General features: G+C 62.9%; 22 protein-coding genes. 9 read left to right on the top strand and 13 right to left on the bottom strand.

Going from position 1 to position 22,077, the window contains the following annotated elements; translation table 11 throughout:
- The first annotated feature begins 34 nt into the window (after nt 1–34).
- The 3 genes from AC097R_RS08995 to AC097R_RS09005 all read left to right on the top strand — a co-directional run bounded on the left by AC097R_RS08995 (nt 35) and on the right by AC097R_RS09005 (nt 4,248).
- Entirely contained in the window at nt 35–523 is a 489-nt protein-coding gene (locus AC097R_RS08995; protein ID WP_479597737.1) for a hypothetical protein, read from the top strand.
- Between the two features lie 70 nt (nt 524–593).
- A complete protein-coding gene (locus tag AC097R_RS09000) occupies nt 594–1,238 on the top strand; it encodes a VTT domain-containing protein (RefSeq protein WP_479597738.1) in 645 nt (214 codons plus the stop codon).
- A 70-nt stretch (nt 1,239–1,308) separates the two neighbouring features.
- Nucleotides 1,309–4,248 (top strand): putative bifunctional diguanylate cyclase/phosphodiesterase, encoded by a 2,940-nt coding sequence (locus AC097R_RS09005; protein WP_479597739.1) that lies wholly within the window; start codon nt 1,309–1,311, stop codon nt 4,246–4,248.
- Nucleotides 4,249–4,264: 16 nt separating this feature from the next.
- Here AC097R_RS09005 and AC097R_RS09010 read toward each other — a convergent pair whose 3' ends face one another.
- From AC097R_RS09010 to tsaE, 3 genes are all read right to left on the bottom strand, one after another.
- Nucleotides 4,265–5,044, bottom strand: coding sequence for an N-acyl amino acid synthase FeeM domain-containing protein (locus AC097R_RS09010; protein WP_479597740.1), 780 nt, complete (start codon nt 5,042–5,044; stop codon nt 4,265–4,267).
- Nucleotides 5,045–5,176: 132 nt separating this feature from the next.
- Nucleotides 5,177–6,598 (bottom strand): N-acetylmuramoyl-L-alanine amidase, encoded by a 1,422-nt coding sequence (locus tag AC097R_RS09015; protein WP_479597741.1) that lies wholly within the window; start codon nt 6,596–6,598, stop codon nt 5,177–5,179.
- Nucleotides 6,595–7,104: a tRNA (adenosine(37)-N6)-threonylcarbamoyltransferase complex ATPase subunit type 1 TsaE gene (gene tsaE / locus AC097R_RS09020; RefSeq protein WP_479597742.1), complete on the bottom strand. Its 510-nt coding sequence runs from the start codon at nt 7,102–7,104 to the stop codon at nt 6,595–6,597. The genes AC097R_RS09015 and tsaE overlap by 4 nt, the downstream gene beginning before the upstream one ends.
- A gap of 93 nt (nt 7,105–7,197) precedes the next feature.
- Between tsaE and queG the strand changes: the two genes are divergently transcribed.
- Complete coding sequence (gene queG, locus AC097R_RS09025; RefSeq protein WP_479598114.1) at nt 7,198–8,211, top strand: tRNA epoxyqueuosine(34) reductase QueG; 1,014 nt, start codon at nt 7,198–7,200, stop codon at nt 8,209–8,211.
- A gap of 10 nt (nt 8,212–8,221) precedes the next feature.
- Here queG and AC097R_RS09030 read toward each other — a convergent pair whose 3' ends face one another.
- Both AC097R_RS09030 and AC097R_RS09035 read right to left on the bottom strand, forming a co-directional pair.
- A complete protein-coding gene (locus AC097R_RS09030) occupies nt 8,222–9,238 on the bottom strand; it encodes an MBL fold metallo-hydrolase (protein ID WP_479597743.1) in 1,017 nt (338 codons plus the stop codon).
- Nucleotides 9,239–9,253: 15 nt separating this feature from the next.
- Entirely contained in the window at nt 9,254–9,382 is a 129-nt protein-coding gene (locus tag AC097R_RS09035; protein WP_479597744.1) for a hypothetical protein, read from the bottom strand.
- A gap of 238 nt (nt 9,383–9,620) precedes the next feature.
- Here AC097R_RS09035 and AC097R_RS09040 point away from each other — a divergent pair, with 238 nt between their 5' ends.
- On the top strand, nt 9,621–10,631 hold the full coding sequence (locus AC097R_RS09040; RefSeq protein WP_479597745.1) for a M14 family zinc carboxypeptidase: 1,011 nt from the start codon (nt 9,621–9,623) through the stop codon (nt 10,629–10,631).
- A 7-nt stretch (nt 10,632–10,638) separates the two neighbouring features.
- Here the strand turns inward: AC097R_RS09040 and AC097R_RS09045 are convergent, their stop codons facing one another.
- A complete protein-coding gene (locus AC097R_RS09045) occupies nt 10,639–11,550 on the bottom strand; it encodes an AEC family transporter (protein WP_479597746.1) in 912 nt (303 codons plus the stop codon).
- Nucleotides 11,551–11,664: 114 nt separating this feature from the next.
- Here AC097R_RS09045 and AC097R_RS09050 point away from each other — a divergent pair, with 114 nt between their 5' ends.
- Both AC097R_RS09050 and xerD read left to right on the top strand, forming a co-directional pair.
- Complete coding sequence (locus AC097R_RS09050) at nt 11,665–12,624, top strand: tripartite tricarboxylate transporter substrate binding protein BugE (RefSeq protein WP_479597747.1); 960 nt, start codon at nt 11,665–11,667, stop codon at nt 12,622–12,624.
- A complete protein-coding gene (gene xerD, locus AC097R_RS09055) occupies nt 12,621–13,532 on the top strand; it encodes a site-specific tyrosine recombinase XerD (protein ID WP_479597748.1) in 912 nt (303 codons plus the stop codon). The genes AC097R_RS09050 and xerD overlap by 4 nt, the downstream gene beginning before the upstream one ends.
- A gap of 13 nt (nt 13,533–13,545) precedes the next feature.
- Here xerD and AC097R_RS09060 read toward each other — a convergent pair whose 3' ends face one another.
- Complete coding sequence (locus AC097R_RS09060; protein WP_479597749.1) at nt 13,546–14,787, bottom strand: EAL and HDOD domain-containing protein; 1,242 nt, start codon at nt 14,785–14,787, stop codon at nt 13,546–13,548.
- A gap of 44 nt (nt 14,788–14,831) precedes the next feature.
- The gene (locus tag AC097R_RS09065; RefSeq protein WP_479597750.1) at nt 14,832–15,629 is read right to left on the bottom strand and encodes a ferritin-like domain-containing protein; all 798 of its coding nucleotides are present in this window, start codon (nt 15,627–15,629) and stop codon (nt 14,832–14,834) included.
- Between the two features lie 40 nt (nt 15,630–15,669).
- Between AC097R_RS09065 and AC097R_RS09070 the strand changes: the two genes are divergently transcribed.
- Complete coding sequence (locus tag AC097R_RS09070) at nt 15,670–16,194, top strand: gamma carbonic anhydrase family protein (RefSeq protein ID WP_479597751.1); 525 nt, start codon at nt 15,670–15,672, stop codon at nt 16,192–16,194.
- A gap of 41 nt (nt 16,195–16,235) precedes the next feature.
- Nucleotides 16,236–17,225 (top strand): Hsp33 family molecular chaperone HslO, encoded by a 990-nt coding sequence (gene hslO / locus AC097R_RS09075; RefSeq protein ID WP_479597752.1) that lies wholly within the window; start codon nt 16,236–16,238, stop codon nt 17,223–17,225.
- Here the strand turns inward: hslO and AC097R_RS09080 are convergent.
- Genes AC097R_RS09080 through AC097R_RS09100 form a run of 5 tightly spaced genes read right to left on the bottom strand, consistent with a single transcriptional unit; the run spans nt 17,211 to nt 22,030 of the window.
- Nucleotides 17,211–17,846: an AAA family ATPase gene (locus AC097R_RS09080; protein WP_479597753.1), complete on the bottom strand. Its 636-nt coding sequence runs from the start codon at nt 17,844–17,846 to the stop codon at nt 17,211–17,213. The genes hslO and AC097R_RS09080 overlap by 15 nt on opposite strands.
- Before the next feature lie 17 nt (nt 17,847–17,863).
- A complete protein-coding gene (locus AC097R_RS09085; RefSeq protein WP_479597754.1) occupies nt 17,864–18,139 on the bottom strand; it encodes a septum formation initiator family protein in 276 nt (91 codons plus the stop codon).
- Between the two features lie 26 nt (nt 18,140–18,165).
- Nucleotides 18,166–19,449, bottom strand: a complete 1,284-nt coding sequence (gene eno, locus AC097R_RS09090; RefSeq protein WP_479597755.1) for a phosphopyruvate hydratase — start codon at nt 19,447–19,449, stop codon at nt 18,166–18,168.
- A 59-nt stretch (nt 19,450–19,508) separates the two neighbouring features.
- Entirely contained in the window at nt 19,509–20,363 is an 855-nt protein-coding gene (gene kdsA, locus AC097R_RS09095; RefSeq protein WP_479597756.1) for a 3-deoxy-8-phosphooctulonate synthase, read from the bottom strand.
- A complete protein-coding gene (locus tag AC097R_RS09100) occupies nt 20,363–22,030 on the bottom strand; it encodes a CTP synthase (protein WP_479597757.1) in 1,668 nt (555 codons plus the stop codon). Before AC097R_RS09100 ends, kdsA begins: the two co-directional genes overlap by 1 nt.
- Nucleotides 22,031–22,077: the final 47 nt, after the last annotated feature.

The following is a 22,077-nucleotide window of genomic DNA, read 5'->3' on the forward strand; positions in this document are numbered from 1 at the left end:
ACTGTGGGAACGCACATCCCTTGTGGGGCCCGCCATGCAAATCAACCGCCTGAACCTTATTTTTCCTCCCGCCACGCCTGGCACACCCGGCGCCGCGGCAGCCCCGTCTGACGCACTTCAGCAGCCGGATACGGGCGGCACGCGCGCACCAACCCCAGGCGCAGGTACCATGCCGACGCGCAAAACCGTGGCTGCGGTGGTGGAGCCCAGTCCTGCACCCGAGACCACGGCAGCACCTGCCGGGGTAACCCTGGAGCTGGGCAGCGGCCAAAAGGCAGCGGCCAGCGGCATTTACACGCGCGACGGCGTGTTCGCCGGCCGTGCCAGCGCAGCGGTGGACCAGACCCCGGCCGAACAATTTGTGGCCTCGGCAGTCAACACCCTGCGCGACTTTGACATGAGCAAGGCGGGCCTGGGGAGCGCACCCACCTCCGGCGGCAGCGCCGCAACACTGCCCACCAGCCGCTTTGGCGGTTTTGGCGGTTTCAAGCAAGCGGTCGCCAAGCTCAACGTCTTCGCCTGAACTGGCAGTAAGCCCCACGTTTCTTGGGGTGTCACGGTGGCGCCGTGGCGGGCAGGGATAATTCACGCCCATGGAACTCATCGCTTCGCTTCTCGACTTCGTCCTGCATGTAGACAAATACCTGGAGGTGTTTGTCCAGAACTACGGCCTGTGGGTCTACGCGCTGCTCTTTGCCATCATCTTTGTCGAGACCGGTGTGGTGGTCATGCCATTTTTGCCAGGCGATTCATTGCTGTTCGTGGTGGGCGCCATGTGCGGCGTGGGCCTGATGGACTACACCATGTCGGTCAGCCTGCTGCTGGCCGCGGCGATATTGGGCAACCAGAGCAACTACGCCATCGGCCGCTTTATCGGCCCCAAGGTGTTCCAGTGGGAAGACTCGCGCTTCTTCAACAAGCAGGCCTTCAACCAGGCCCACGCGTTTTACGAGAAATACGGCGGCGTCACCATCATTGCCGCGCGCTTCATGCCGTTTCTGCGCACCTTTGCGCCCTTTGTGGCCGGTGTGGCGCAGATGACACGCTCCAAGTTCACTTTGTTCGACGTGGTGGGCGGTGCCTTGTGGGTGGGCGGCATTGTCACCATCGGCTACTTCTTTGGCAATTTCCCTTGGGTCAAGGCCCATCTGGACAAAATCATCTGGGCCATGATCCTCATTCCCGGCCTGATCATCTGCGCTGGCGCGCTCAAGTCCCGCTTCAAGACCGCAAGTTGAGCTCCGTTCTCATGGCATAGTAGAAGAGGCGTGCCTTCGCACGCTACTTCCACAAACATAGAACAAAGGCATGGCGGGAAAAGTCGTTGAAACCCTGCTGAACCGATTAACCACGTTGGTGTTTCCGGCCGTGCTGGTCATGCTAGCCGGCTTGGCACTGCTGTGGCAATTGGGGCATACAGACATCGCAAGAGGCGTTCCTCTACCTATTCAGGTGTGGGAGGAGTCCGAGCCCGTGGATGTGGCGGCCCTGGACGGTGTTCGCCACCATCTGCAGGCCGCCCCCACCGTTGCCTCTGCCGAAACCCGCCTCTCCACCAACAGCTTCTGGTTTTCGGTGCATGTGCCGCAAGCCCCCGTCGACCACCCGTGGGAAATTGATTTCCCCTCCCGCCACGCCACCGCGCTGAGCTGCTGGGACCTGCAAACCGGCCTGTCGCTGGGCGATGCCAACCGCTTTGCGGTCTCTGGTGGCATGCAGCGCAGCCGGGCGGGGTTCTCGTTGCAGCCCCAAGAGGCAGCCGCTGCGTGGGACCTGCTGTGCCGGGCGGCCTACCGGGGGCCTGCCAAGATTTCTGCGGACGCCTGGGAGCCGCATGCCCTGGACCAGGCGCAGGTGTCGCACCAAAAGACCGGCGTGATGCTCGAGGCCGGCATTGGCGTGCTGGCGATCTTCATGCTGCTCACCGCCGTAGTGAACCGCAGCGCCCTGTACTGGACCTTTGTGGGCTGGTTGCTGCTGAATATGCGCATGGCGGGCCTGTCGGCGGGCACCGACGTGGAGCTCTTTGGCGGGGCGCTTGACCCCGCCTGGTTCACGCCCATGCGGCAATGGACCTTGTGCATGTACTACGCCATGACCATTGGCCTGTTCAGCGCGCTGTTCAAAGCCGAGTTGCAGGACGTCAAGGCCGGCTGGCTGTTGAGGCTGCACCAGCTCAGCGCGGTGGCGGTGATCGTGGCATGCCCGTTCCTGTCGTACGAGCGCACCTTGCCGATTCTCTGGGTCGCCACCGCTTCGGTGGTGATTTTGATGATTGTCTATCTGGCCAAAATCCTGCGCCACACGCATTCCCGCGTGGCGGCCTGGTATGCAGCTTCCATCATCGTCACGCTGGTGGCCAGCATGAACGAAGTGGTGGCTGCTGCCACCGGCCAGCGCCTGCTGCTGGCGGGGCTCAACAGCGTGACGGCCGCCATCGCCTCGGCGCTGCTGGCGTCTGCCGCGGTGGCCGAGCACATGCGCTCACACCGCCTGCAAAACCAGCGTGCGCAAAAGTTGCTGGAGGCGGCTTACCAGGACTCGCCCGTGGGCCTGTTCACCATTGGCGTGGGCGCGCAGATCATGAAGGCCAACCCGGCCTTCCATTCCATGGTTCGGCGCATTCCGGTGGATGGACCCCTGTCACTGCAGCAGCTGTTCGATGCGGACGTGGTACAACAAATCGTGGCCCTGCACAGCGCGCGAGGCAGCACCTCCATCGAACTGCAAACCCAGGCCCTGTTGCCGCGTGCCACCGGCAACAGCTGGTTTGCCATCAAGGCCTCGACGGTGGATGGCAAGACCATCGAATGCTCGTTGCAGGACATCACCGAGCGCGTACAGGTGACCGAACGCCTGGAGTACCTGGCCAGCCACGACCCGCTGACCGGTTGCCTGAACCTGCGCGGCCTGGCCCTGGAAACGGCCAAGGTGGGCTACCAGTCCACCGCGCTGGCCTACTTTGACCTGGACCGCTTCAAGCTCATCAACGACCTGTATGGCCACACCGCCGGAGACAACGTGCTCATGCAGGTGGCCGAGCGGATGGGTAGCGTACTGCAGCGCCACGACATGCTGGCCCGCGTGGGCGGGGATGAGTTTGTGGTGGTGTTCTCGCGCGCCAGCATGGCCGACAGCGAGGCCAGCTGCAACAGCATTGCCATGCTGATAGGCTCGGCCCCGTTTCAGATCGACAACCAGAGCTTTTCGCTGGACGTGTCAGGTGGGCTGGTGGAGACGGCGCAGTTCAGCCAGTCGCCGCTGAAAGACATCGTGTCGGCGGCCGACACGCTGTGCCGCATGGCCAAGAAGCGCAGCAACCAGCGCCTGGTGGTGATGGAGACGGGTGACCGCTTCTTCCAGCAGCACCAGGACGAGCTGGACCTGATCAACTGCCTGGAGCGCGGCGAAACACCCCAGGGCCTGTTCCTCATGATGCAGCCTGAGCTGTCGCTGAACCGACCCTTTGATTCGCTGAATTTTGAAATGCTGGTGCGCCTGCGCAAACCTGATGGCAGCGTGGTGGGCGCGGGCACCATCATCGAAGCCGCCGAGGCCCATGGCAAAACCGCCATCATCGACCGCTGGGTGGTCACCACCGCCATTGACTGGCTGGAGCGCCATGCACAGCAGCTGCAGCAAACCCATTTTGTGGGCGTGAACCTGTCCGGTGGCTCGCTCAACGATGAGTCATTCACGGCCGAGCTGTTTGCGCTGTTTGAACAGCACCCGCAGGCCCTGTCGAAGATCTGCATCGAGATCACCGAGACCGTGGCCATCACCGACATGCGCAACATGCAGCGCTTCATTGACCGCGTGCGTGCCATGGGTGCCAAGGTGGGGCTGGATGACTTTGGTGCCGGGTATTCCTCGTTCGGCTACCTCAAGGGCTTGTCGGTGGACGCCCTGAAGCTGGACGGTTCCCTGGTGCGCGACGCGGCACGCAGCCAGTCTGGCATGGCCATCATCGTGGCCATTGGTGGCCTGGTGAGCAGCCTGGGCATGAAGTCGGTGGGTGAGTTTGCCGAAGACCTGGCCACCATCCGCGCACTGGTGGATGCGGGCATCGATTACGCGCAGGGTTACGGCATCAGCAAACCGGTGATGCCCGAAAAAATCCTGGCCGCTGAAAGCGGTGCGGACTTCATCGAGGACCCCGAGATCCTTGCCTTCGTCAAGCTGCTGCAGGCCAATGCCGACGCCACCATGTCGCTATTCCCGGAATCCACCCTGGGCACCTTGCACTGACCCCCTGCGTCAGAGCCTACAGGGCCATGGCGGCGGAGACCTTCCATTCGGCCTTGCTTCCCGTTAGCAGCATGCTGTCCTCCGTGGTGGTTTGCGGGGCATCAATCTCTGGGCAGTGCCAGGGCTGTGCCAGTGGCTTGGCCCGGGACAGGTCGATGTCGGGGTGCTGGGCCTCAAAGAAGAAGCGGTGCAGGCTGTGCTGTGAAGCGTGCCACAGGGGCTGCACGGCGCGGGGCGCCAGTTGCATCACCCGGTGCGGCACACCGCCCGTGAAGGTCATGGGGTAGAACACCCCCGCGTCGCCCACATCGGAAAAGTACAGGCTGTCGTAAATGCGGTCTACGGGCCGGCGGCCGGTGGCCATCATCCAGTCCACGTCTTGTGCCAGGCAGTAGCTGTGCAGGGCCTTGAACAGGGCGGTGCGCACCAGCGAGGAATGGGGGTTGCCCTTCACACACAGGCGGGTGGTCTCCACCATGCGGCTGCCGTGAAAGCGTGCAGGCAATTTCAGCGAATGCTGCAAGGGCAGGGCTTTGGCCTGGTTGGCATGGGTGCGCAGGGTGCCGAGCATGGAGCCATCCAGCTTGGACGTGGCGACGAAGACCTCGCAGCCGGGCTCAAAGTCGGCGGCTTCGGGTTCACGCAGCTTGGCGCCGAGTTCGGGGAGGTGCTTGCCATAGGAGGCGGCGCGCAGTTGGATCACGCCCTCCATCTGGGCTCGCGATGCGATTTCGACCTTGAACGGCAAAATCTCGGATGGAACCCCCAGCGTTGAAACGCAGCTTGCCTGAACCATGACAACCCCCCTTCGTTAACGTTATTGAGGAAATCAGTCTAGGGTTAGCACCTAGTTGTAATCGCCGAATTAAGCGGTGTTTTGGCCGCCTTTTCGGGTCTGGTGCTGGTACCGGAGGTGCAGGCTGGAGGGTTAGCTGGTCGTGCGGTTGCGGGCCAGGGGTGGGTTCTTGGCGAAGTAGCTCTCAATGCCGCGCATCAGCGCATCGGCCAGCTGGTTCTGGTAGTCCTCGCTGTTGAGCTTGACCTCTTCGCTGGGGTTGCTGATGAAGGCGGCCTCCACCAGCACACTGGGAATGTCGGGTGCCTTGAGCACGGCAAAAGCGGCTTGCTCCACCTTGGGTTTGTGCAGCTTGCCTACGCGTTTGATCTCGCCCAGCAGGTTGCTGCCCAACTTCAGGCTGTCGTTGATCTGCGCGGTGGTGCTCATGTCCAGCAGCGCGCGCTGCACCGTGGCGTCCTTGGCTTTCACGTTCAAGCCACCAATCAAATCCGCCTTGTTCTCCTTGGCCGCCATCCAGCGCGCGGCGCTGCTGGAGGCACCGCCCTGGCTCAGCGCAAACACGCTGGCGCCCTGCGGATCGGGCGTGAAGAACGCATCGGCATGCAGGCTCACAAACAGGTCGGCCTGCACCCGGCGCGCCTTTTGCACCCGCGTGCCCAGGGGCACAAAGAAGTCGGCGTCGCGCGTCAGGTAGGCGCGCATGGCATTGCCATTGACGCTGGCGTTGTTGATGCGTTCGCGCAGCAGGTGAGCGAGCTTGAGTACCACGTCTTTCTCTTTGGTGCCGCCAGGGCCAATGGCGCCCGGGTCTTCGCCACCATGGCCCGGGTCCAGCGCAATGATGATCAGCCGCTCGGTGGTGGGCGTTGCGGGGCTGGCTGGTGTCACCACCGGTGATTTAGTGCCATTTGGGCCGCTAGCCCCCGTGGAATCTGCGCGAGCAGCTCCTGTTTTAGGAGCATTCTGGGCGGTGACCGTACCCGGCACCACGGGGCTGGAAGCAGGGCGCTGCGTGTGCATGGCGATCAGCGCGTCCAGCGGATCGTTGCTGGCAGCGGGCTTGGGCGGGTTGGCTGCTGCAGCCGCCTTGTTGGTGTCCGTCAGGCGCTCAGAAATCAGGGCCTCCAACGGGTCCACCTCGTTCACCGGGTACAGGTCCAGCACCAGCCGATGCTGGTAGGCCGCCACCGGGCTCAGCGAAAACACCTGCGGGCGGATGGCGTGTTTCAGGTCCACCACCAGCCGCACCACCGTGGGCGTGAACTGGCCCACGCGGATGCCGGCGATGTTCGGGTCGTCGGCCTGCACCTTGGCCACCAGCTCCTTGAGGGCGGGGTTCAGCGTGATGCCCTCAATGTCCACCGCCAGGCGCGGCGGGCTGGGTACAAAGGTTTGCTTGGTGACCAGCGAGGCATCGGACTCGATGGTGACGCGCGAGTACTCGGGCGCGGGCCAGACCCGCACGGTCATGATGGTGGCGCCGCGGGACAGCTCGGCCGCGCCCAGGGTCAGCACCACACTGCCGGCCTGCAACAGCGTCCGGCGCTTCATGCAGCGGCCTTGGGCAGGTGTTGCACCAGGGCCTCACCGGTGGTGGTGTGGGGGGTGAGGGTGACCAGGCGGCTCGCGTCGTCCAGTGTGCGAATGTGCAGGTCCACATCGGCCACGGGCAGCATGCCCGCGGCCTTCTCGGGCCACTCGGCCAGCTTCAGTCCGGGGCTGGCGAAGATGTCGCGAAAGCCTGCTTCCTCCCATTCACGCGGGTCGCTGAAGCGGTAGAAGTCAAAGTGCCAGATGTTGAGCGGGTCCAGCTCGTAGGGCTCTACCACGGCGTAGGTGGGGCTCTTGATGCGGCCGGTCACGCCCAGTGCCTGCAGCAGGTGCCGCACGAAGGTGGTCTTGCCCGCGCCCAGGTCGCCATGCAGCGCGATGAAGGCGTTGGCCAGCGCGGGCTGTGCGGCCCAGTGGGCGGCAAACGCGTGGGTGGCGGATTCGTCCGCCCATGCCAGGGTCAGGCTGCTTTCTACAATGGGGTGGTGACGATCAACAGCACTCAATTCAACGCTCAATCAGACAGTGGGCAAGAGGGCAACCCGTGGGTTGTGCAAGTCCAGGCCTGGGCCCGGGAACTTGGATTCTCCCAAATTGGCGTGGCCGGTGTGGATTTGTCGTCCGCAGAGCCCGGTTTATTGGCCTGGTTGTCGCAAGGATTCCACGGTGACATGGCCTATATGGCCCACCACGGCCTCAAACGTGCCCGCCCGGCCGAGTTGGTGCCAGGCACGGTGAGCGTGATCACCGCGCGCATGGACTACCTGCCGCGCGACACGGCAGAAGGTTGGCAGGACACCGAACTGGCGCGCCTGCAGCGCCCCGGCGAGGGCATTGTGTCGCTGTACGCCCGGGGGCGGGACTACCACAAGGTGCTGCGCAGCCGCCTGCAAAAGCTGGCCGACACCATGGCCACGCACATGGGCCCGCTGGGCTACCGCGTATTCACCGACAGCGCGCCCGTGCTGGAGGCCGAGCTGGCCGCGCGCAGCGGCCAGGGCTGGCGCGGCAAGCACACGCTGCTGCTGAACCGCGAAGCGGGCTCCATGTTTTTTCTGGGCGAAATTTATGTGGACATGGCCCTGCCTGACAGCGCGCCTGTGCAGCCGCACTGCGGCAGCTGCAACGCCTGCATCAGCGTGTGCCCCACGCAGGCCATCATCGCGCCGCACCGGCTGGATGCGCGGCGCTGCATTTCCTACCTGACCATTGAGCATGCCGGGCCGATTCCGTTGGAACTGCGTCCCCTGATGGGCAACCGCATCTATGGCTGTGATGACTGCCAGCTGGTCTGCCCCTGGAACAAGTTTGCCCAGCGCAGCGCCTTGCCCGACTTCGATGCGCGCGACGGATTGACCGGGATGCAACTGGCCACGCTGCTGGACTGGACCGAGGCCACCTTTCTGCGCCACACCGAGGGCAGCCCCATACGCCGCATCGGCCACGCCCGCTGGCTGCGCAATGTAGCGGTGGCCATGGGCAATGCGTTGGCGGGCACAGCACTGGCTACAGCGCAGCGCCAGACCCTGGTGCAGTCTTTGCAACGCCGCACCGACCACCCCGACCCGCTGGTGCAAGAGCACGTGCAGTGGGCGCTGCAAAACGCGGCCTGAATAGCCAGGTTTACTTGAGGCGCGGCGGTAGCCCCGCAAACACGTCCATCGCCTTCCATTCCAGGGGCAGGCGAATCTCCACCCCGTCCTGCGCCCCTTTGCGCTGCAAAAAGGCGATGGAGGCTTCAAAGTCGTCCAGCGGGGGCGGCATGGGCTGCATGGGCAGGGTCGAAGGGATCCAGAAATCGTCCCAATGGATGGGAATCACGCGGCGCGCTCCCACGGCGGTCACGGTCTCGCGCCAGTAGGCCTCTTTGTGTTCTTCGCTGCGCGGGCCCATGGCACCGATGCCCAGCATCACCACGTCGGCCTGCACGCCCTTGAGCGCATCGGGCACAAAGCCTGCGGTGCCGCTGATCAGCAGCGTGCGCCCATCGTGCTCAATGCGGGCCACATAGCTTTGGCCTTCCTTGTAGTCGGTGGCACGGACAGGAGGGACGAGGGGTACGGTGATCTCGCCGCCGGTAAAGCCAGTGGGCGTATGCAGCGCGGGGTACAGCGTGACGGTGAAGCGACCAAAGGTGTAGGGTGTGCGCAGCTGCGCGGTGCGAATTTGCGTCTCTGGCAGGCCCCAGCCGCGGCCCACCATGGCGGTGGATGACGAGCCCAGCAGCAGGGCTCCGGTGCGCTTGGCCACCTCGGGGGCGTCCATGGCGTGGTCGTAATGGGAATGCAGGGGAATCACCGCGGCGAGCTTGCCCGTGCGCTGGGGAATGCCGGCGCGTTGCAGGCCAGCGGCAATGCCGGCCACATCGGGCTCCACCTTGCGCAGAAAGGTGGTGAGCTTGTTCGGGCGGGAGAAAAAACCGTCGGTGAGCAGGGCGGTTTCACCGTCGTCCAGCAGCACGGTGGCCACGCCCAGAAAGCTGACCCGCAGCGGTGCCTGGGGCGCCGGTGGTGCGGCCGACCAGCGCAAACGGTCCAGGCCGTTCAGACTGGGTGGGTGGCCCAGCATCCAGGTGAGTGCCGCCACGGCAAGCACCACCAATACCAACAACCCCAGAACCAGCCGCTTGAAGATTTTCATGCGGGCAGTGTAGGGTCAGCGGCGTTTGCGGGGAAGGTGGGTGCGTTGCAAGGCCAGCAATTCCCCAACGCCCTGCACCAGCGCCATCGTGACGGCCAGCCAGGGCAGCAGAAAGGGGCGCGAGGGCGTGGTGCGCTTGCGCATTCAGACCTCGATCAAAGCCACTGGCTCCAGCCAGTTGTCTTCGAACAGCTCATCGAGCAGGCGTTGCAGGCCAAGTAGCTTGAGGATCATGGTGGGCTCCCGGTGGTTTGCAGATGCAGCCACTCTAGGAGGCCTGTGTGACGGTTTCATGGCAGTGTGGTGCGCTGGCATCAGGCACGTTTTGGGTGCCTAAAACCTGCGCTGCGCCGCTATGCTGGCGGCCAACAAGGAGCTGGTTTTGCAACACCGCGCACTCGCTGCACTGACCGAACTGGAGCGGATTCTCCAGCTCGCGGGGGACCGCGTGGACACGCGCGTGGTGCGCCAGGTGGACTGCCGTGGCACCAGCCTGCCGGTGTACGCCATCGCCCTGGGCAACCCGGACCCCCAAGTGCCCGCCATCGGTTTCTTTGGCGGGGTGCATGGGCTGGAGCGCATTGGCGCCGAAGTGGTGTTGGCCTACCTGCTCAGCATCGTCATGCGGCTGAATTGGGACCATACCCTGCACCGCCAGCTGGAGTCATTGCGCCTGGTGTTCGTTCCGCTGGTGAACCCTGGTGGCATGGCGTTGGGCACGCGCGCCAACCCGCGTGGCGTGGATCTGATGCGCAATGCCCCGGTGGATGCGCTAGAGCCCGTGCCCACCTGGGTGGGTGGCCAGCGCCTGAGTTCGCGCCTGCCGTGGTACCGCGGCTTGGTGGGTGTCCCTATGGAGGAGGAAAACCAGGCCGTGTGCGAGGTGGTGGCGCAGGAGTTGCTGCCACGCCCCTTCAGCATGTCAGTGGACTGCCATTCGGGCTTTGGGCTCAGTGACCGGCTGTGGTTTCCGTTTGCCCACACGCGCCAACCCCTGCACCACCTGGCCGAGATGTACGCGCTGCAGGTGATTTTTCGCCAGACCTACAACCACCACCCTTATGTGTTTGAACCGCAGAGCCTGCAGTACCTGACCCATGGCGACCTGTGGGACCACCTGTACCTGCAGTCGCGCGAGGCGCCGGAGCGCGTGTTTCTGCCGCTGACGCTGGAGATGGGGTCGTGGCTGTGGATCAAGAAAAACCCGCGCCAGCTGTTCAGCCGCCACGGCATCTTCAACCCGCTGATTGGGCATCGCCAGCAGCGCGTGTTGCGCCGGCATTTGTGGATGCTGGATTTTTTGACCCGTGCGGCCTGCAGCGCAGAGTCGTGGGCGCCGCAGGATGGCCAGCGCCATGTGCTGCATGCCGAGGCGCTGCAGCACTGGTACTAACGCGGCCTCAGAGGCGCTGCAACACGCCCAGGGCAAACGGCAGGCTGACCATACCCATCACCGTGGACACGGTGACCAGGGCCGCCACGTAGGCACCGTCGTAGCCCATGCGCGCGGCGAGCACATAGCAGCTGGAGGCCGTGGGCAGGGCTGAGAAGGCCAGCAGGATGGTGGTCTGCGTGGGGCTCAAGCCCAGGGCGCGTGCAATGGCCCAGGCCACGATGGGGGTCAGCAGGTGGCGAATGGCAATCACCGCTGCGGCCAGCACCTTGCCGCGCGCCAGCGCACCCAGCTGCATACCGGCGCCGGCGGCCATCAGCCCCAGCGCCAGCGAGGCGGCGCCCAAGCGCGTCACGGTGGGCTCCATCCATGCCGGAATGGCAAAGCCCAGCAGGTTGGCGACCAGACCGGTAGCGGTGGCAATGATCAGCGGGTTGCGCACCAGTTCTCGAACAAAGCCGCGCTGGGCATGGCGCGCCATGGGCCATACCGCGGCCACATTGAACACCGGCACGCACACGCCAATCAGCACCGCGATCAGCTGCACACCCTGTAGGCCTGCCAAGCGATCGGCAATGGCCAGGCCGATGAAGGAATTGAAACGAAAAGCAATTTGCGCGCTGGAGGCATGGTCACGCGCGTCCACATGGGTGCGCAGCCAGGGCAGGTGGGGAATGGCATAGGCCAGTCCAATGCCCACCAGCCCGCTGGCCCACCCCGCACCAATGAGGCTGGAGGCGGCCCCCAGATCCAGCGGACTCTTGACGATGGACTGAAACAGCAGCACGGGGAACAAAAAGTAGTACACCAGCGACTCCACCTGCTCCCACACCGGCCGGTTCAGAGCGGTGTAGCGGCAGACCAGGTAACCGCACAGGATCAGGGAGAAATCAGGGAAAAGGAGTTGGGCGTAATTCACAGGCCAAGGATAGCAGCCAGGGTGCAGGCACCCGGGTTTCCACGTAGGCGCAAATCAGCATGGCAGAACTGGTGGCGCGGGGTACCATTCTGAAAATTCCACAGGAGAAATCACATGCGTCGTCTGCTGTTCACCATGGGTCTGGTGGCCGCCTCCAGTGCTGCGCTGGCACAGGGCTATCCCAACAAACTCATTAAGCTGCAAGTGCCCTTTGCCCCGGGCGGCACCACCGACATCATTGCCCGTGTGATTGCCGACCCGCTGGGCAAGGTGTTGGGCCAAAGCGTGATTGTGGAAAACAAAGCCGGTGGCGGCGGAGTGGTCGGTGCCAATGAAACGGCCAAGGCCGTGCCCGATGGGTATTCGCTGGGCATTGCCACCGTGTCCACGGTGGCCGCTAATCCTGCCATCAACCCCAAGAACCCCTACAACCCCCTCACCGATTTCACACCCATCGTCAACATCGCGGCCACGCCCAATGTGATTGCGGTGCATCCCAGTTTTCCGGCCAAAGACTTCAAGAGTTTCATGGCGGAACTCAAGAGCCATCCCGGGCAGTATTCGTACGCCTCTTCGGGCACGGGTGGCATTGGCCACATGCAGACCGAGTTGTTCAAGAACCTGGCAGGGGTGTTCATCACGCACATTCCCTACCGTGGCGCCGGCCCAGCCCTGAATGACACGGTGGGTGGCCAAGTGCCGTTGATTTTTGACAACCTGCCATCGGCTTTGCCGTTTATCCAGAGCAACAAGCTGGTGCCCATTGTGGTGGCGGCACCGCAGCGTCTGTCCCAGTTGCCCAATGTGCCCACCTTCAAAGAGGTGGGGCTGGAGCCGGTGAACCGCATGGCGTTCTACGGCATCTATGGCCCCAAGGGGCTGCCTAAAGAAGTAGTGGACAAGGTGAATGCGGCCGTGCGCAAGGTGCTGGAAGATCCGGCCGTGAAAAAGCGCATTGAAGAAACCGGCTCTTTGGTGGTGGGCAACACGCCGGAGCAGTTCACCGCCCAGATCAAGGCCGAGTTTGAGGTGTACAAGAAAGTGGTGGAGTCCGCAAAATTGCACCTGGAATGACCGTTGCTGCGGTGGCAGCCGACACCGCGTCGGTAGATGCCTTTATCGATGCCCTGTGGCTGGAAGAGGGGCTGTCCAAAAACACCTTGCAGGCCTACCGGCGTGACTTGACCCTGTTTGCCCAATGGCTGCAAGGCCGAAGCTTGCCGGGTGTACGGGAGCACGACATCCAGGCCTACTTTGGCGCGCAGCATGCGCAGACCAAGGCCGCCACGGCCAACCGGCGCTTGACCGTGTTCAGGCGCTACTTCCGCTGGGCCCTGCGCGAGGGGCTGGTAGCGGCGGACCCCACGCTCAAGCTGCAAGCTGCCAAGCAGGCCCTGCGTGTGCCCAAAACCCTGACTGAAGCCCAGGTCGAGGCCTTGCTGGCTGCGCCAGATACCAGCACGGCCCTGGGCGTGCGCGACCGCACCATGCTGGAGCTGATGTACGCCAGCGGTTTGCGGGTGAGCGAACTGGTGACGCTGCGCACGCTGAACCTCGGCCTGAACGAGGGCGTACTGCGCGTGCTGGGCAAGGGATCGAAGGAGCGCTTGGTGCCGTTTGGCGAAGTGGCGGCGCAGTGGCTGCAGCGCTACCTGGGCCAGGCCCGCGCGGAGTTGTTGGGGCCCAAGCAGACGCAAGACTTGTTCATCACCTCACGCGGTGTACAGGCAGGCACCGCCATGTCACGGGTGATGTTCTGGGGCATCGTAAAAAAGTACGCGCTGGCGGCGGGCATTCGCGCGCCCATGTCACCGCACACCTTGCGCCACGCGTTCGCCACGCATTTGCTGAACCACGGGGCCGATTTGCGCTCGGTGCAAATGCTGCTGGGCCATGCGGATATTTCCACCACCACCATCTACACCCATGTGGCGCGCGAGCGTTTGGCCGCGCTGCACGCCCAGCACCATCCGCGCGGCTAGCCGCGCGCGGGGTTTAGTCGAGCAAGGTTTCTGCCCAGGCCAGCGCCTGCAGGTGGGCCCAGTTCACCTGGTTGCTGCTCAGGCCCAGCGCGGTGGTGGTTTCGGCGAAGGCGTCATCGTCCCCCGATTCGCACGCTTCGGTGAGCAGCAGGTAGGGTGCCAGCGGGCCCGTGCGGTAGAGCAGGGCGTTGGTGACCGATTCCGGCAGCGTCAGCGTGGCCAGGGCAGCGGGCATGGGAATGCCCAGCAAGGTATCCAAGAGCGAAAACACGCCCACCACGAACGCGTTATCGCATTCGTCCGTCGGCAAGGTCTCGCCCGCCAGCAGTTCCATGAGCCGGCCTCGCACCACGGCGGTGCTGCCCACCGCAGGTGGCGTGTCGCCAGCCTGTGAGGTGGTCAGCAGCAAGGCGGCCCACTTGAACAGCTTCTTGAGCCCCAGCAACATGACGGCGTGCTTGAACGAAGTGACTTCGGTGCGCAAACCAAAGCCTGCCGAGTTGATGAAGCGCAGCAGGTTGAATGACAGCGTGGGGTCGCGCTTGAGCACCTCCTCAATTTCATTGGTGCTGGCCTGCTTGCGCACCAGGTTGATCAGTTGCAGGATGGTGGCTTGCGCCGGCCGTATGCTCTGGCCTTCTACCAGCACCGGTTTGGCAAACCAGTAGCCCTGGAAGAGGGTAATGCCCAGCTCCTGCAGCATCTCGTGCTGCTGTACGGTCTCTACCTTTTCAGCAATCAACACGGCGCTGGACTTGCCCCGTGCCAGCTTGATAAACGAGGCCACGGCCTGCGGCTTGAGGACCGACAGATCGAACTTGATGAAGGAGGCCAGGGGCAACCAGTCTTCGTAGGAGCGGGTGAGCACCGAGTAGTCAAACGCCAGCCGGAAACCGCGGTCGCGAATGGTTTGCAAGGTGGGGAAGCGGGTCTTGATCTGGTCCACTTCCGAGACAGACAGCGGGGGGATTTCCAGCACGATGTGGTCGGGCGCGACCAGTTCCAGGTGGCCACCGGCCAGGCTGTCATGGGTGCAGTTGATGAACAGGGTTTTCCGGTCCATCAGCGGTTCGTTGTCTGCCAGGGACAGCAGGTTGAACAGCAGCTGCGCGTCGCTGGAGGCGGTGTGCTGGTCGGCTCGCACCGATCGGTCAAACAACTCGTAGCCAAACACCATGCGTTGGGCGTCCAGGATGGCCTGGCGGGCGATCGCAATGGAGGCGGGGCTGGATGCGGTTGGGGCGGAGTCAGACATGGTGCAGTGCAATGTTCAGTGCATTCTAGACGTGGGCTTGCAGTTCAAGCCGGGCCCGAGAAGGCCTGCATCTCCGCCTCCGAGAATCCCGCGCGCTTGCGGGCTTCCAGGTTGAAGGGGGGCTTGGGGCGGGGTGCTGCATGTTTGATAGCAGCTTGCGCATAGAACGCGCCGGGTTCCAGCGCTTTTTGCTTACAAAGCCAGTGGTACCACTGGTTGCCAATGGTCACGTGCCCCACTTCCTCTTCCAGAATCACATCCAATATGGCTATCGCTTGCAGGGCGTCAGGCGTTCCCACTTTGCGCAGCTTGGCTTGGATCAGGGGAATGGCATCCAGCCCACGGGCTTCCATGGTGCGGGGGACCAGGGCCATGCGGGCCACTACATCGTGGCGGGTGTTGTCGCACACGGTCCACAGGCCGTCATGGGCCGGAAAACTTCCGTAGTCGTACCCGCGGGCGCGCAGATGGGCCTGCAGCAGCTTGAAGTGTTGGGCCTCCTCCTGGGCGACGCGCAGCCAGTCCAGGTAATACGCGGGGGGCATGTCTGGAAAGCGCCAGACTGCATCCAGGGCCAGATTGACCGCATTGAATTCAATGTGCGCGATGGAATGCATGAGCGCCGCATGGCCATCCGCCGTGAATGGTGTGCGGCGCGGCACATCTTTGGGGTGCACCTGGGTGGGGTGGGGCGGGCGCCCCGGCTGCTCTGGCCACGGCAATACCACGGCGGTGTCCAGAGGGAGGGTGGCGGCGTCCGCCCATAGCGCCTGCGTTGCATCAGCCTTTTCAAGCGCATCGGTCAGGCAAAAGGCGTGCAGCGCGCGGTGTCGGAGTTCCATCTCTACAATTCTAGGTTTTGCGCGCTTCTGAAAGTACAACATGGCCATTTATGAACTCGATGGAGTGGCACCCCGTGTGGCCTCCTCGGCCTGGGTGGCCGATAGCGCCCAGGTCATGGGCAATGTGGAGTTGGCCGACGACGCCAGTGTTTGGTTTGGTGCGGTGGTGCGTGGTGATACCGAGACCATCCGCATCGGCAAAGGTTCCAACATCCAGGATGCCAGCGTGCTGCACGCCGACATCGGCAAGCCGCTGACCATTGGAGAGAACGTGACCGTCGGTCACAAGGTCATGCTGCACGGCTGCACCGTGGGCGATGGCTCGCTGATTGGTATCGGTGCCATCGTGCTCAATGGCGCCAAGATCGGCAAGGGCTGCATTGTGGGCGCAGGGGCCTTGGTGACCGAGGGCAAGGAGTTTCCAGATGGCTCCATGATCCTGGGCAGCCCCGCCAAAGCGGTGCGTGAACTCTCCCCTGAACAGCAGGCCGGCCTGCGCATGAGTGCACTGCACTATGTTGAGAACGCCCAGCGTTTCAAAAACGGACTGAAGAAAATTGCTTAACCCCGCTGGGCCACTCTGGCCTGGCTTGACTGGAGACGTGCATGTCTGAATTGCACAAGTTTTTGTTTGATGGCTTGCCCGTGCGGGGCGCCATCGTGCGCTTGACCGATGCCTGGGTAGAAATACTGCGGCGCAGGGCGTCCAACTCGGTCACGGGCGCTTACCCGGTGCCGGTGCAGGACATGCTGGGCGAGATGACGGCTGCCGCGACCTTGATGCAATCCAACATCAAGTTTGATGGCGCCCTGGTCTTGCAGATCTTTGGCGACGGACCCGTCAAGGTGGCCGTGGTGGAGGTGCAATCGGACCTGACTTTGCGTGCCACCGCCACGGTGGCTGGCGACGTGGCGCCCGATGCGACGCTGAGCCAGATGGTGAACGCCAGCAACCAGGGCCGTTGCGCCATCACCCTGGACCCCAAGACCAAATTCCCCGGGCAGCAGCCCTACCAGGGCGTGGTGCCCTTGTTTGATGACCATGGCCGCCCGATCGAAAAGCTCAGCGAGGTGCTGGAGCACTACATGCTGCAGAGCGAGCAGCTCGACACCACGCTGGTGCTGGCTGCCAATGACAAGGTTGCGGCGGGGCTGTTGATCCAGCGGTTGCCCATGGCGGGCCAAGGCAATCTCTCCGGCAGCATGGTGTCCAAAGAAAACGAAGACGCGATTGGGGTGAACGAGCACTACAACCGTATCGCCACGCTGGCCAGCAGCCTCAAGCGCGAGGAGCTGCTGAATCTGGACGTGGATACGATCTTGCGTCGTCTGTTTTGGGAAGAGCAACTGGTCCGCTTTGAGCCGTTGGAGGGTGAGGCCGCTCCGCGCTTTGTCTGCAGCTGCAGCCGCGAGCGGGTGGCTCGGATGATTGTGGGCCTGGGGCGTGAAGAGGTGGAAACCATCCTGACCGAGCGCGAAGACATCGAAGTGGCGTGCGAGTTCTGTGGCGTGCAGTACCGTTTTGACCCGGTGGACGCGGCAGAGCTGTTTGCAGAACCAGTGCAGCGTGTCGCGGGCGGCTCAACGCCCCACTGAACTTGGCGTTAACCGGCTGAACAGCCGGTGTTCGCAGGCGGCATCGGAGCAGGTGTCGCAGACCCATACCCATGGCTGGCCCTTGTCTTGCGGCGCATGGTGTTTGGTGCTGGCGTGGGTGATTGCCGTTAGCGCTGCCTCGGTGCGCTGGGTGCCCTGGCCGTAGACGCTGGCAAAGGGCAATTTATGTGCGAGCAGTACCTCGCGCAAACGCGTATCAATGCGTTGCCGGATGGCGAGGCCGTCGCGCTGTATACCGTCCGCCACCCATGCTATGTCCAGCCCCATCACCAATGTCACATCCAGCGTGCGCTGAAAGGCAATGGCCTCGGGGTAGAGCGTGGGGTCGTTGAACAGCACATCGCTGTAGACGGCGGTGATCAGGGGGGTGGTATCGGCGATGATGCACGCCGCCGTGGCTTGCTGGATGCGTTGTGCCTGGGTATGGGCCACATGGGCCTGCTCATGCGCCTGGGGTGGGCGGCCATGCACTTCGCACCAAGTGCGCAGGTATTCGTCAATGGCGGCGACTTCGGGGTAACGGGTGGTCAGCGGTGCGAGAAGCGCCTGGCTCAGCGTGGACTTGCCACTGCATTCCGCGCCCAGGATGGCAATTTTCATGCGGGCATCAGAGCCGCTCAGCGGGCCACTTGCACGTAAATCTCGTTGGCTTTCACCATGCCCAATTCAGAGCGGGCTTTTTCTTCCACGATCTCCAGGCCTTCGCGCAGATCATGGATTTCGGCAACCAGCCGTTCGTTGGCCAGGGCGGCCTGGGCATTGTGCTGCTTTTGGGCGTCCAACTGGCCGGACAGCCGGGACACATTGGGAACGCTGCCGCGCCCAAACCACAGCTGGGCGTGCAAGATGACCAACAACGCGATCAACGCAGCGGGAACAAGTCGGCTGCTCATACGGTGGCAGGGCGGCGGCTTGCGCTTTAGCGCAGGTTGTAGAAGGCAGCGCGGCCGGGGTACACAGCCACATCACCCAAGTCTTCTTCGATGCGCAGCAACTGGTTGTACTTGGCCATGCGGTCGGAACGGCTCAGCGAACCGGTTTTGATCTGACCAGCGTTGGTGCCCACGGCGATGTCAGAGATGGTCGAGTCTTCGGTTTCGCCCGAACGGTGGCTGATGACGGCGGTGTAGCCGGCGCACTTGGCCATTTCGATGGCGGCGAAGGTTTCGGTCAAGGTGCCGATCTGGTTGATCTTGATCAGGATCGAGTTGGCAATGCCCTTGTCGATGCCTTCTTTCAGGATCTTGGTGTTGGTCACAAACAAATCGTCACCCACGATCTGGACCTTCTTGCCCAGGCGGTCGGTCAGGATCTTCCAGCCGTCCCAGTCGCCTTCGGCCATGCCGTCTTCAATGCTGATGATGGGGTATTTGTCGACCCAGGTGGCCAACATGTCGGTCCATTCCTGGCTCGACAAGATCAGGCCTTCGCCAGCCAAGTTGTATTTACCGTCCTTGTAGAACTCGGAGGCAGCGCAGTCCAGGCCCAGGGCGATTTGTTCACCAGCCACATAGCCAGCTTTGTCGATCGCTTCCAGAATCATCTGAATGGCGGCTTCGTGGTTTTCTACGTTGGGGGCAAAGCCACCTTCGTCGCCCACGGCGGTGCTGATGTCTTTGTCGTGCAGTATTTTCTTCAGCGCGTGGAACACTTCGGCACCCCAGCGCAGGGCTTCGCGGAAGCTGGGGGCGCCCACGGGAATGATCATCAACTCTTGCAGATCCAAGTTGTTGTTGGCGTGTTCGCCGCCGTTGATCACGTTCATCATCGGCACGGGCATTTGCACGCTGCGCATGCCGCCGAAATAGCGGTACAGGGGCAGGCCAGCTTCTTCAGCGGCTGCACGGGCAACGGCCATGGACACGGCCAACATCGCGTTGGCGCCCAGGCGGGACTTGTTCTCGGTACCGTCCAGGTCGATCAGGGTCTTGTCCAGGAAGGCTTGCTCGGAAGCGTCCAGGCCCAACACGGCTTCGGAGATTTCGGTGTTGATGTGTTCGACGGCCTTGAGCACGCCCTTGCCGAGATAGCGCTTCTTGTCGCCGTCACGCAGCTCAATGGCTTCGCGTGAACCGGTGGATGCACCGGAGGGCACGGCCGCACGGCCCATGGTGCCCGACTCCAGCAACACATCGCATTCCACGGTGGGGTTGCCACGGGAGTCCAGAATTTCGCGACCGACGATATCAACAATTGCGCTCATGGGTTTCTTTCAAGTTCAAAAACAGACAAACAAAACGGCAGGCTGAATGATGCGGGCCCTTACTGGAAATTGTCTTCCAGGAGGGGAGTTTTTTTGGTTACGGAATCCAGTGCCACCAGGGTTTCCAGTAGCGCCTTCATGTGCTTGAGCGGCACGGCATTGGGGCCGTCAGACCAGGCTTCGGCGGGGTTGGGATGGGTCTCCATGAAGAGACCAGCCACGCCTGCCGCTACACCGGCTCGGGCCAGCACGGGCACCATGTCGCGCGCACCACCGCTCGTGCCACCCAGGCCACCGGGCTTTTGCACCGAGTGGGTCACGTCGAACACTACAGGTGCACCCGACTTGCGCATTTCGGCCAGGCTGGTCATGTCGGCTACGAGGTTGTTGTAGCCGAAGCTCACGCCACGTTCGCAGGCCAGGAAGCTGTCCGGCGATAGCCCGGCTTCTTCGGCGGCGGCGCGGGCCTTGTCAATCACGTTTTTCATATCCCAGGGCGCAAGGAACTGGCCCTTCTTGATATTCACCGGTTTGCCGCTTTGTGCCACAGCGCGAATGAAGTCGGTCTGGCGGCACAGGAAGGCGGGTGTCTGCAGCACGTCCACCACGCTGGCGACTTCGGCCACATGGGATTCGTCATGCACATCGGTCAGGATAGGCAATTGCAGTTGGCGGCGTACCTCATCCAAGATTTTCAGGCCGGCGTCCAGGCCGACGCCGCGCTTGCTGGTGCCGGAGGAGCGGTTGGCCTTGTCGAAGGAGCCCTTATAGATCAGAGGGATGCCCAAGGCGGTGCACGCTTCCTTGAGCTGGCCCGCCACATCAATGGACATTTCCAGTCCTTCGATGGAGCAAGTGCCGGCAATCAGGAAGAAGCGGTGCTCCAGGCCAACGTCAAATCCACAGAGTTTCATCAGGCGACCGCTTTCAGATTCTTGCCTTCGGACTGGTGGTCCACTGCAGCCTTGATAAAGGCATTGAACAGCGGGTGTCCGTTCCAGGGCGTGGACTTGAATTCGGGGTGGAACTGCACGCCTACAAACCAGGGGTGCACGGCCTGTGGCAACTCCACGATCTCAGTGAGTTGTTCACGCTGGGTCAGCGCAGAAATCACCAGGCCGGCCTGGCGCAGCTGTTCCAGGTAGTTCACATTGGCCTCGTAGCGGTGCCGATGACGCTCCGTCACCACGTTGCCGTAAATCTTGTGGGCGAGCGTGCCCTTGGTCACGTCCGAGCTTTGTGCGCCCAGGCGCATGGTGCCGCCCAGGTCCGAGTTGGCATTGCGGGTTTTGATGGTGCCGTCCGCATCCTTCCACTCGGTGATCAGTGCGATCACTGGGTTGGGGCTGTCGGGTTCGAACTCGGTGCTGTTTGCTTCCTTGAGGCCTGCCACATGGCGCGCAAACTCGATGGTAGCGACCTGCATGCCCAGGCAGATGCCCAGGTAGGGCACCTTGTTCTCGCGGGCGAAGCGTGCGGTACTGATCTTGCCTTCGATGCCGCGTTTGCCAAAGCCGCCGGGTACCAGGATGGCGTCGTACTTGGCGAGCTGGTTCACGCTGGCGGTGTCGATGGTTTCGGAGTCCACGTGCTCGATCTTCACGCGCACATGGTTCTTCATGCCGGCGTGGCGCAGGGCTTCGTTGACCGATTTGTAGCTGTCGGTCAGGTCCACGTACTTGCCGACCATCGCAATGGTGACTTCACCCTGGGGGTGCTCGGTCTCGTAGACCAGATCGTCCCAGCGCTTCAAGTTGGCGGGCGGGGTGTTCAGGCGCAGCTTGTCGCAGATCAGGCCGTCCAGGCCCTGCTCATGCAGCATGCGTGGCACCTTGTAGATGGTGTCCACATCCCACATGGAGATCACGCCCCACTCGGGCACATTGGAGAACAGCGAAATTTTCTGGCGCTCTTCGTCTGGGATCTGGCGGTCCGCACGGCACAGCAGCGCGTCTGCCTGAATACCGATTTCGCGCAGTTGCTTGGCCGTGTGCTGGGTGGGCTTGGTTTTGAGTTCGCCAGCGGCAGCAATCCAGGGCACGTAGCTCAGATGCACAAAGGCGCTGTTGTTGGGGCCGAGCTTCAGGCTCATCTGGCGCACGGCTTCGAGGAAGGGCAGGGACTCGATGTCACCCACGGTGCCGCCAATTTCCACAATCGCCACGTCCACCGCGTCGGGTTCACCAAAGCGCGCACCGCGCTTCACAAACTCCTGGATCTCGTTGGTCACGTGGGGAATGACCTGCACGGTCTTGCCCAGGTAGTCACCGCGGCGCTCTTTGTCGAGCACGCTCTTGTAGATCTGGCCGGTGGTGAAGTTGTTGGTCTTGCGCATGCGCGTTTCGATGAAACGCTCGTAGTGGCCCAAGTCCAGATCGGTTTCTGCGCCGTCGTCGGTGACAAACACCTCGCCGTGCTGCAGGGGCGACATGGTGCCGGGGTCTACGTTGAGGTAGGGGTCAAGCTTGATGAGGGTGACTGTCAGGCCCCGCGATTCCAGAATCGCAGCTAAGGAGGCTGAGGCGATTCCCTTGCCAAGGGAAGACACCACACCGCCGGTGACGAAGACAAATTTGGTCATGTCAGGGGCGAACCTATGGGTTCGATGAGGTGGTAAAGCGAGATTAT

It is taken from the genome of Rhodoferax sp. ZS1R25, assembly GCF_056521335.1.

Bases quoted from the DNA above. Each gene is read 5' to 3' on its own strand.
- AC097R_RS08995 (WP_479597737.1), top strand. From the start codon at position 35: ATGCAAATCAACCGCCTGAACCTTATTTTTCCTCCCGCCACGCCTGGC.
- AC097R_RS09000 (WP_479597738.1), top strand. From the start codon at position 594: ATGGAACTCATCGCTTCGCTTCTCGACTTCGTCCTGCATGTAGACAAA.
- AC097R_RS09005 (WP_479597739.1), top strand. From the start codon at position 1,309: ATGGCGGGAAAAGTCGTTGAAACCCTGCTGAACCGATTAACCACGTTG.
- AC097R_RS09010 (WP_479597740.1), bottom strand. From the start codon at position 5,044: ATGGTTCAGGCAAGCTGCGTTTCAACGCTGGGGGTTCCATCCGAGATT.
- AC097R_RS09015 (WP_479597741.1), bottom strand. From the start codon at position 6,598: ATGAAGCGCCGGACGCTGTTGCAGGCCGGCAGTGTGGTGCTGACCCTG.
- AC097R_RS09030 (WP_479597743.1), bottom strand. From the start codon at position 9,238: ATGAAAATCTTCAAGCGGCTGGTTCTGGGGTTGTTGGTATTGGTGGTG.
- AC097R_RS09035 (WP_479597744.1), bottom strand. From the start codon at position 9,382: ATGCGCAAGCGCACCACGCCCTCGCGCCCCTTTCTGCTGCCCTGGCTG.
- AC097R_RS09050 (WP_479597747.1), top strand. From the start codon at position 11,665: ATGCGTCGTCTGCTGTTCACCATGGGTCTGGTGGCCGCCTCCAGTGCT.
- xerD (WP_479597748.1), top strand. From the start codon at position 12,621: ATGACCGTTGCTGCGGTGGCAGCCGACACCGCGTCGGTAGATGCCTTT.
- AC097R_RS09060 (WP_479597749.1), bottom strand. From the start codon at position 14,787: ATGTCTGACTCCGCCCCAACCGCATCCAGCCCCGCCTCCATTGCGATC.
- AC097R_RS09065 (WP_479597750.1), bottom strand. From the start codon at position 15,629: ATGGAACTCCGACACCGCGCGCTGCACGCCTTTTGCCTGACCGATGCG.
- AC097R_RS09070 (WP_479597751.1), top strand. From the start codon at position 15,670: ATGGCCATTTATGAACTCGATGGAGTGGCACCCCGTGTGGCCTCCTCG.
- hslO (WP_479597752.1), top strand. From the start codon at position 16,236: ATGTCTGAATTGCACAAGTTTTTGTTTGATGGCTTGCCCGTGCGGGGC.
- AC097R_RS09080 (WP_479597753.1), bottom strand. From the start codon at position 17,846: ATGAAAATTGCCATCCTGGGCGCGGAATGCAGTGGCAAGTCCACGCTG.
- AC097R_RS09085 (WP_479597754.1), bottom strand. From the start codon at position 18,139: ATGAGCAGCCGACTTGTTCCCGCTGCGTTGATCGCGTTGTTGGTCATC.
- eno (WP_479597755.1), bottom strand. From the start codon at position 19,449: ATGAGCGCAATTGTTGATATCGTCGGTCGCGAAATTCTGGACTCCCGT.
- kdsA (WP_479597756.1), bottom strand. From the start codon at position 20,363: ATGAAACTCTGTGGATTTGACGTTGGCCTGGAGCACCGCTTCTTCCTG.
- AC097R_RS09100 (WP_479597757.1), bottom strand. From the start codon at position 22,030: ATGACCAAATTTGTCTTCGTCACCGGCGGTGTGGTGTCTTCCCTTGGC.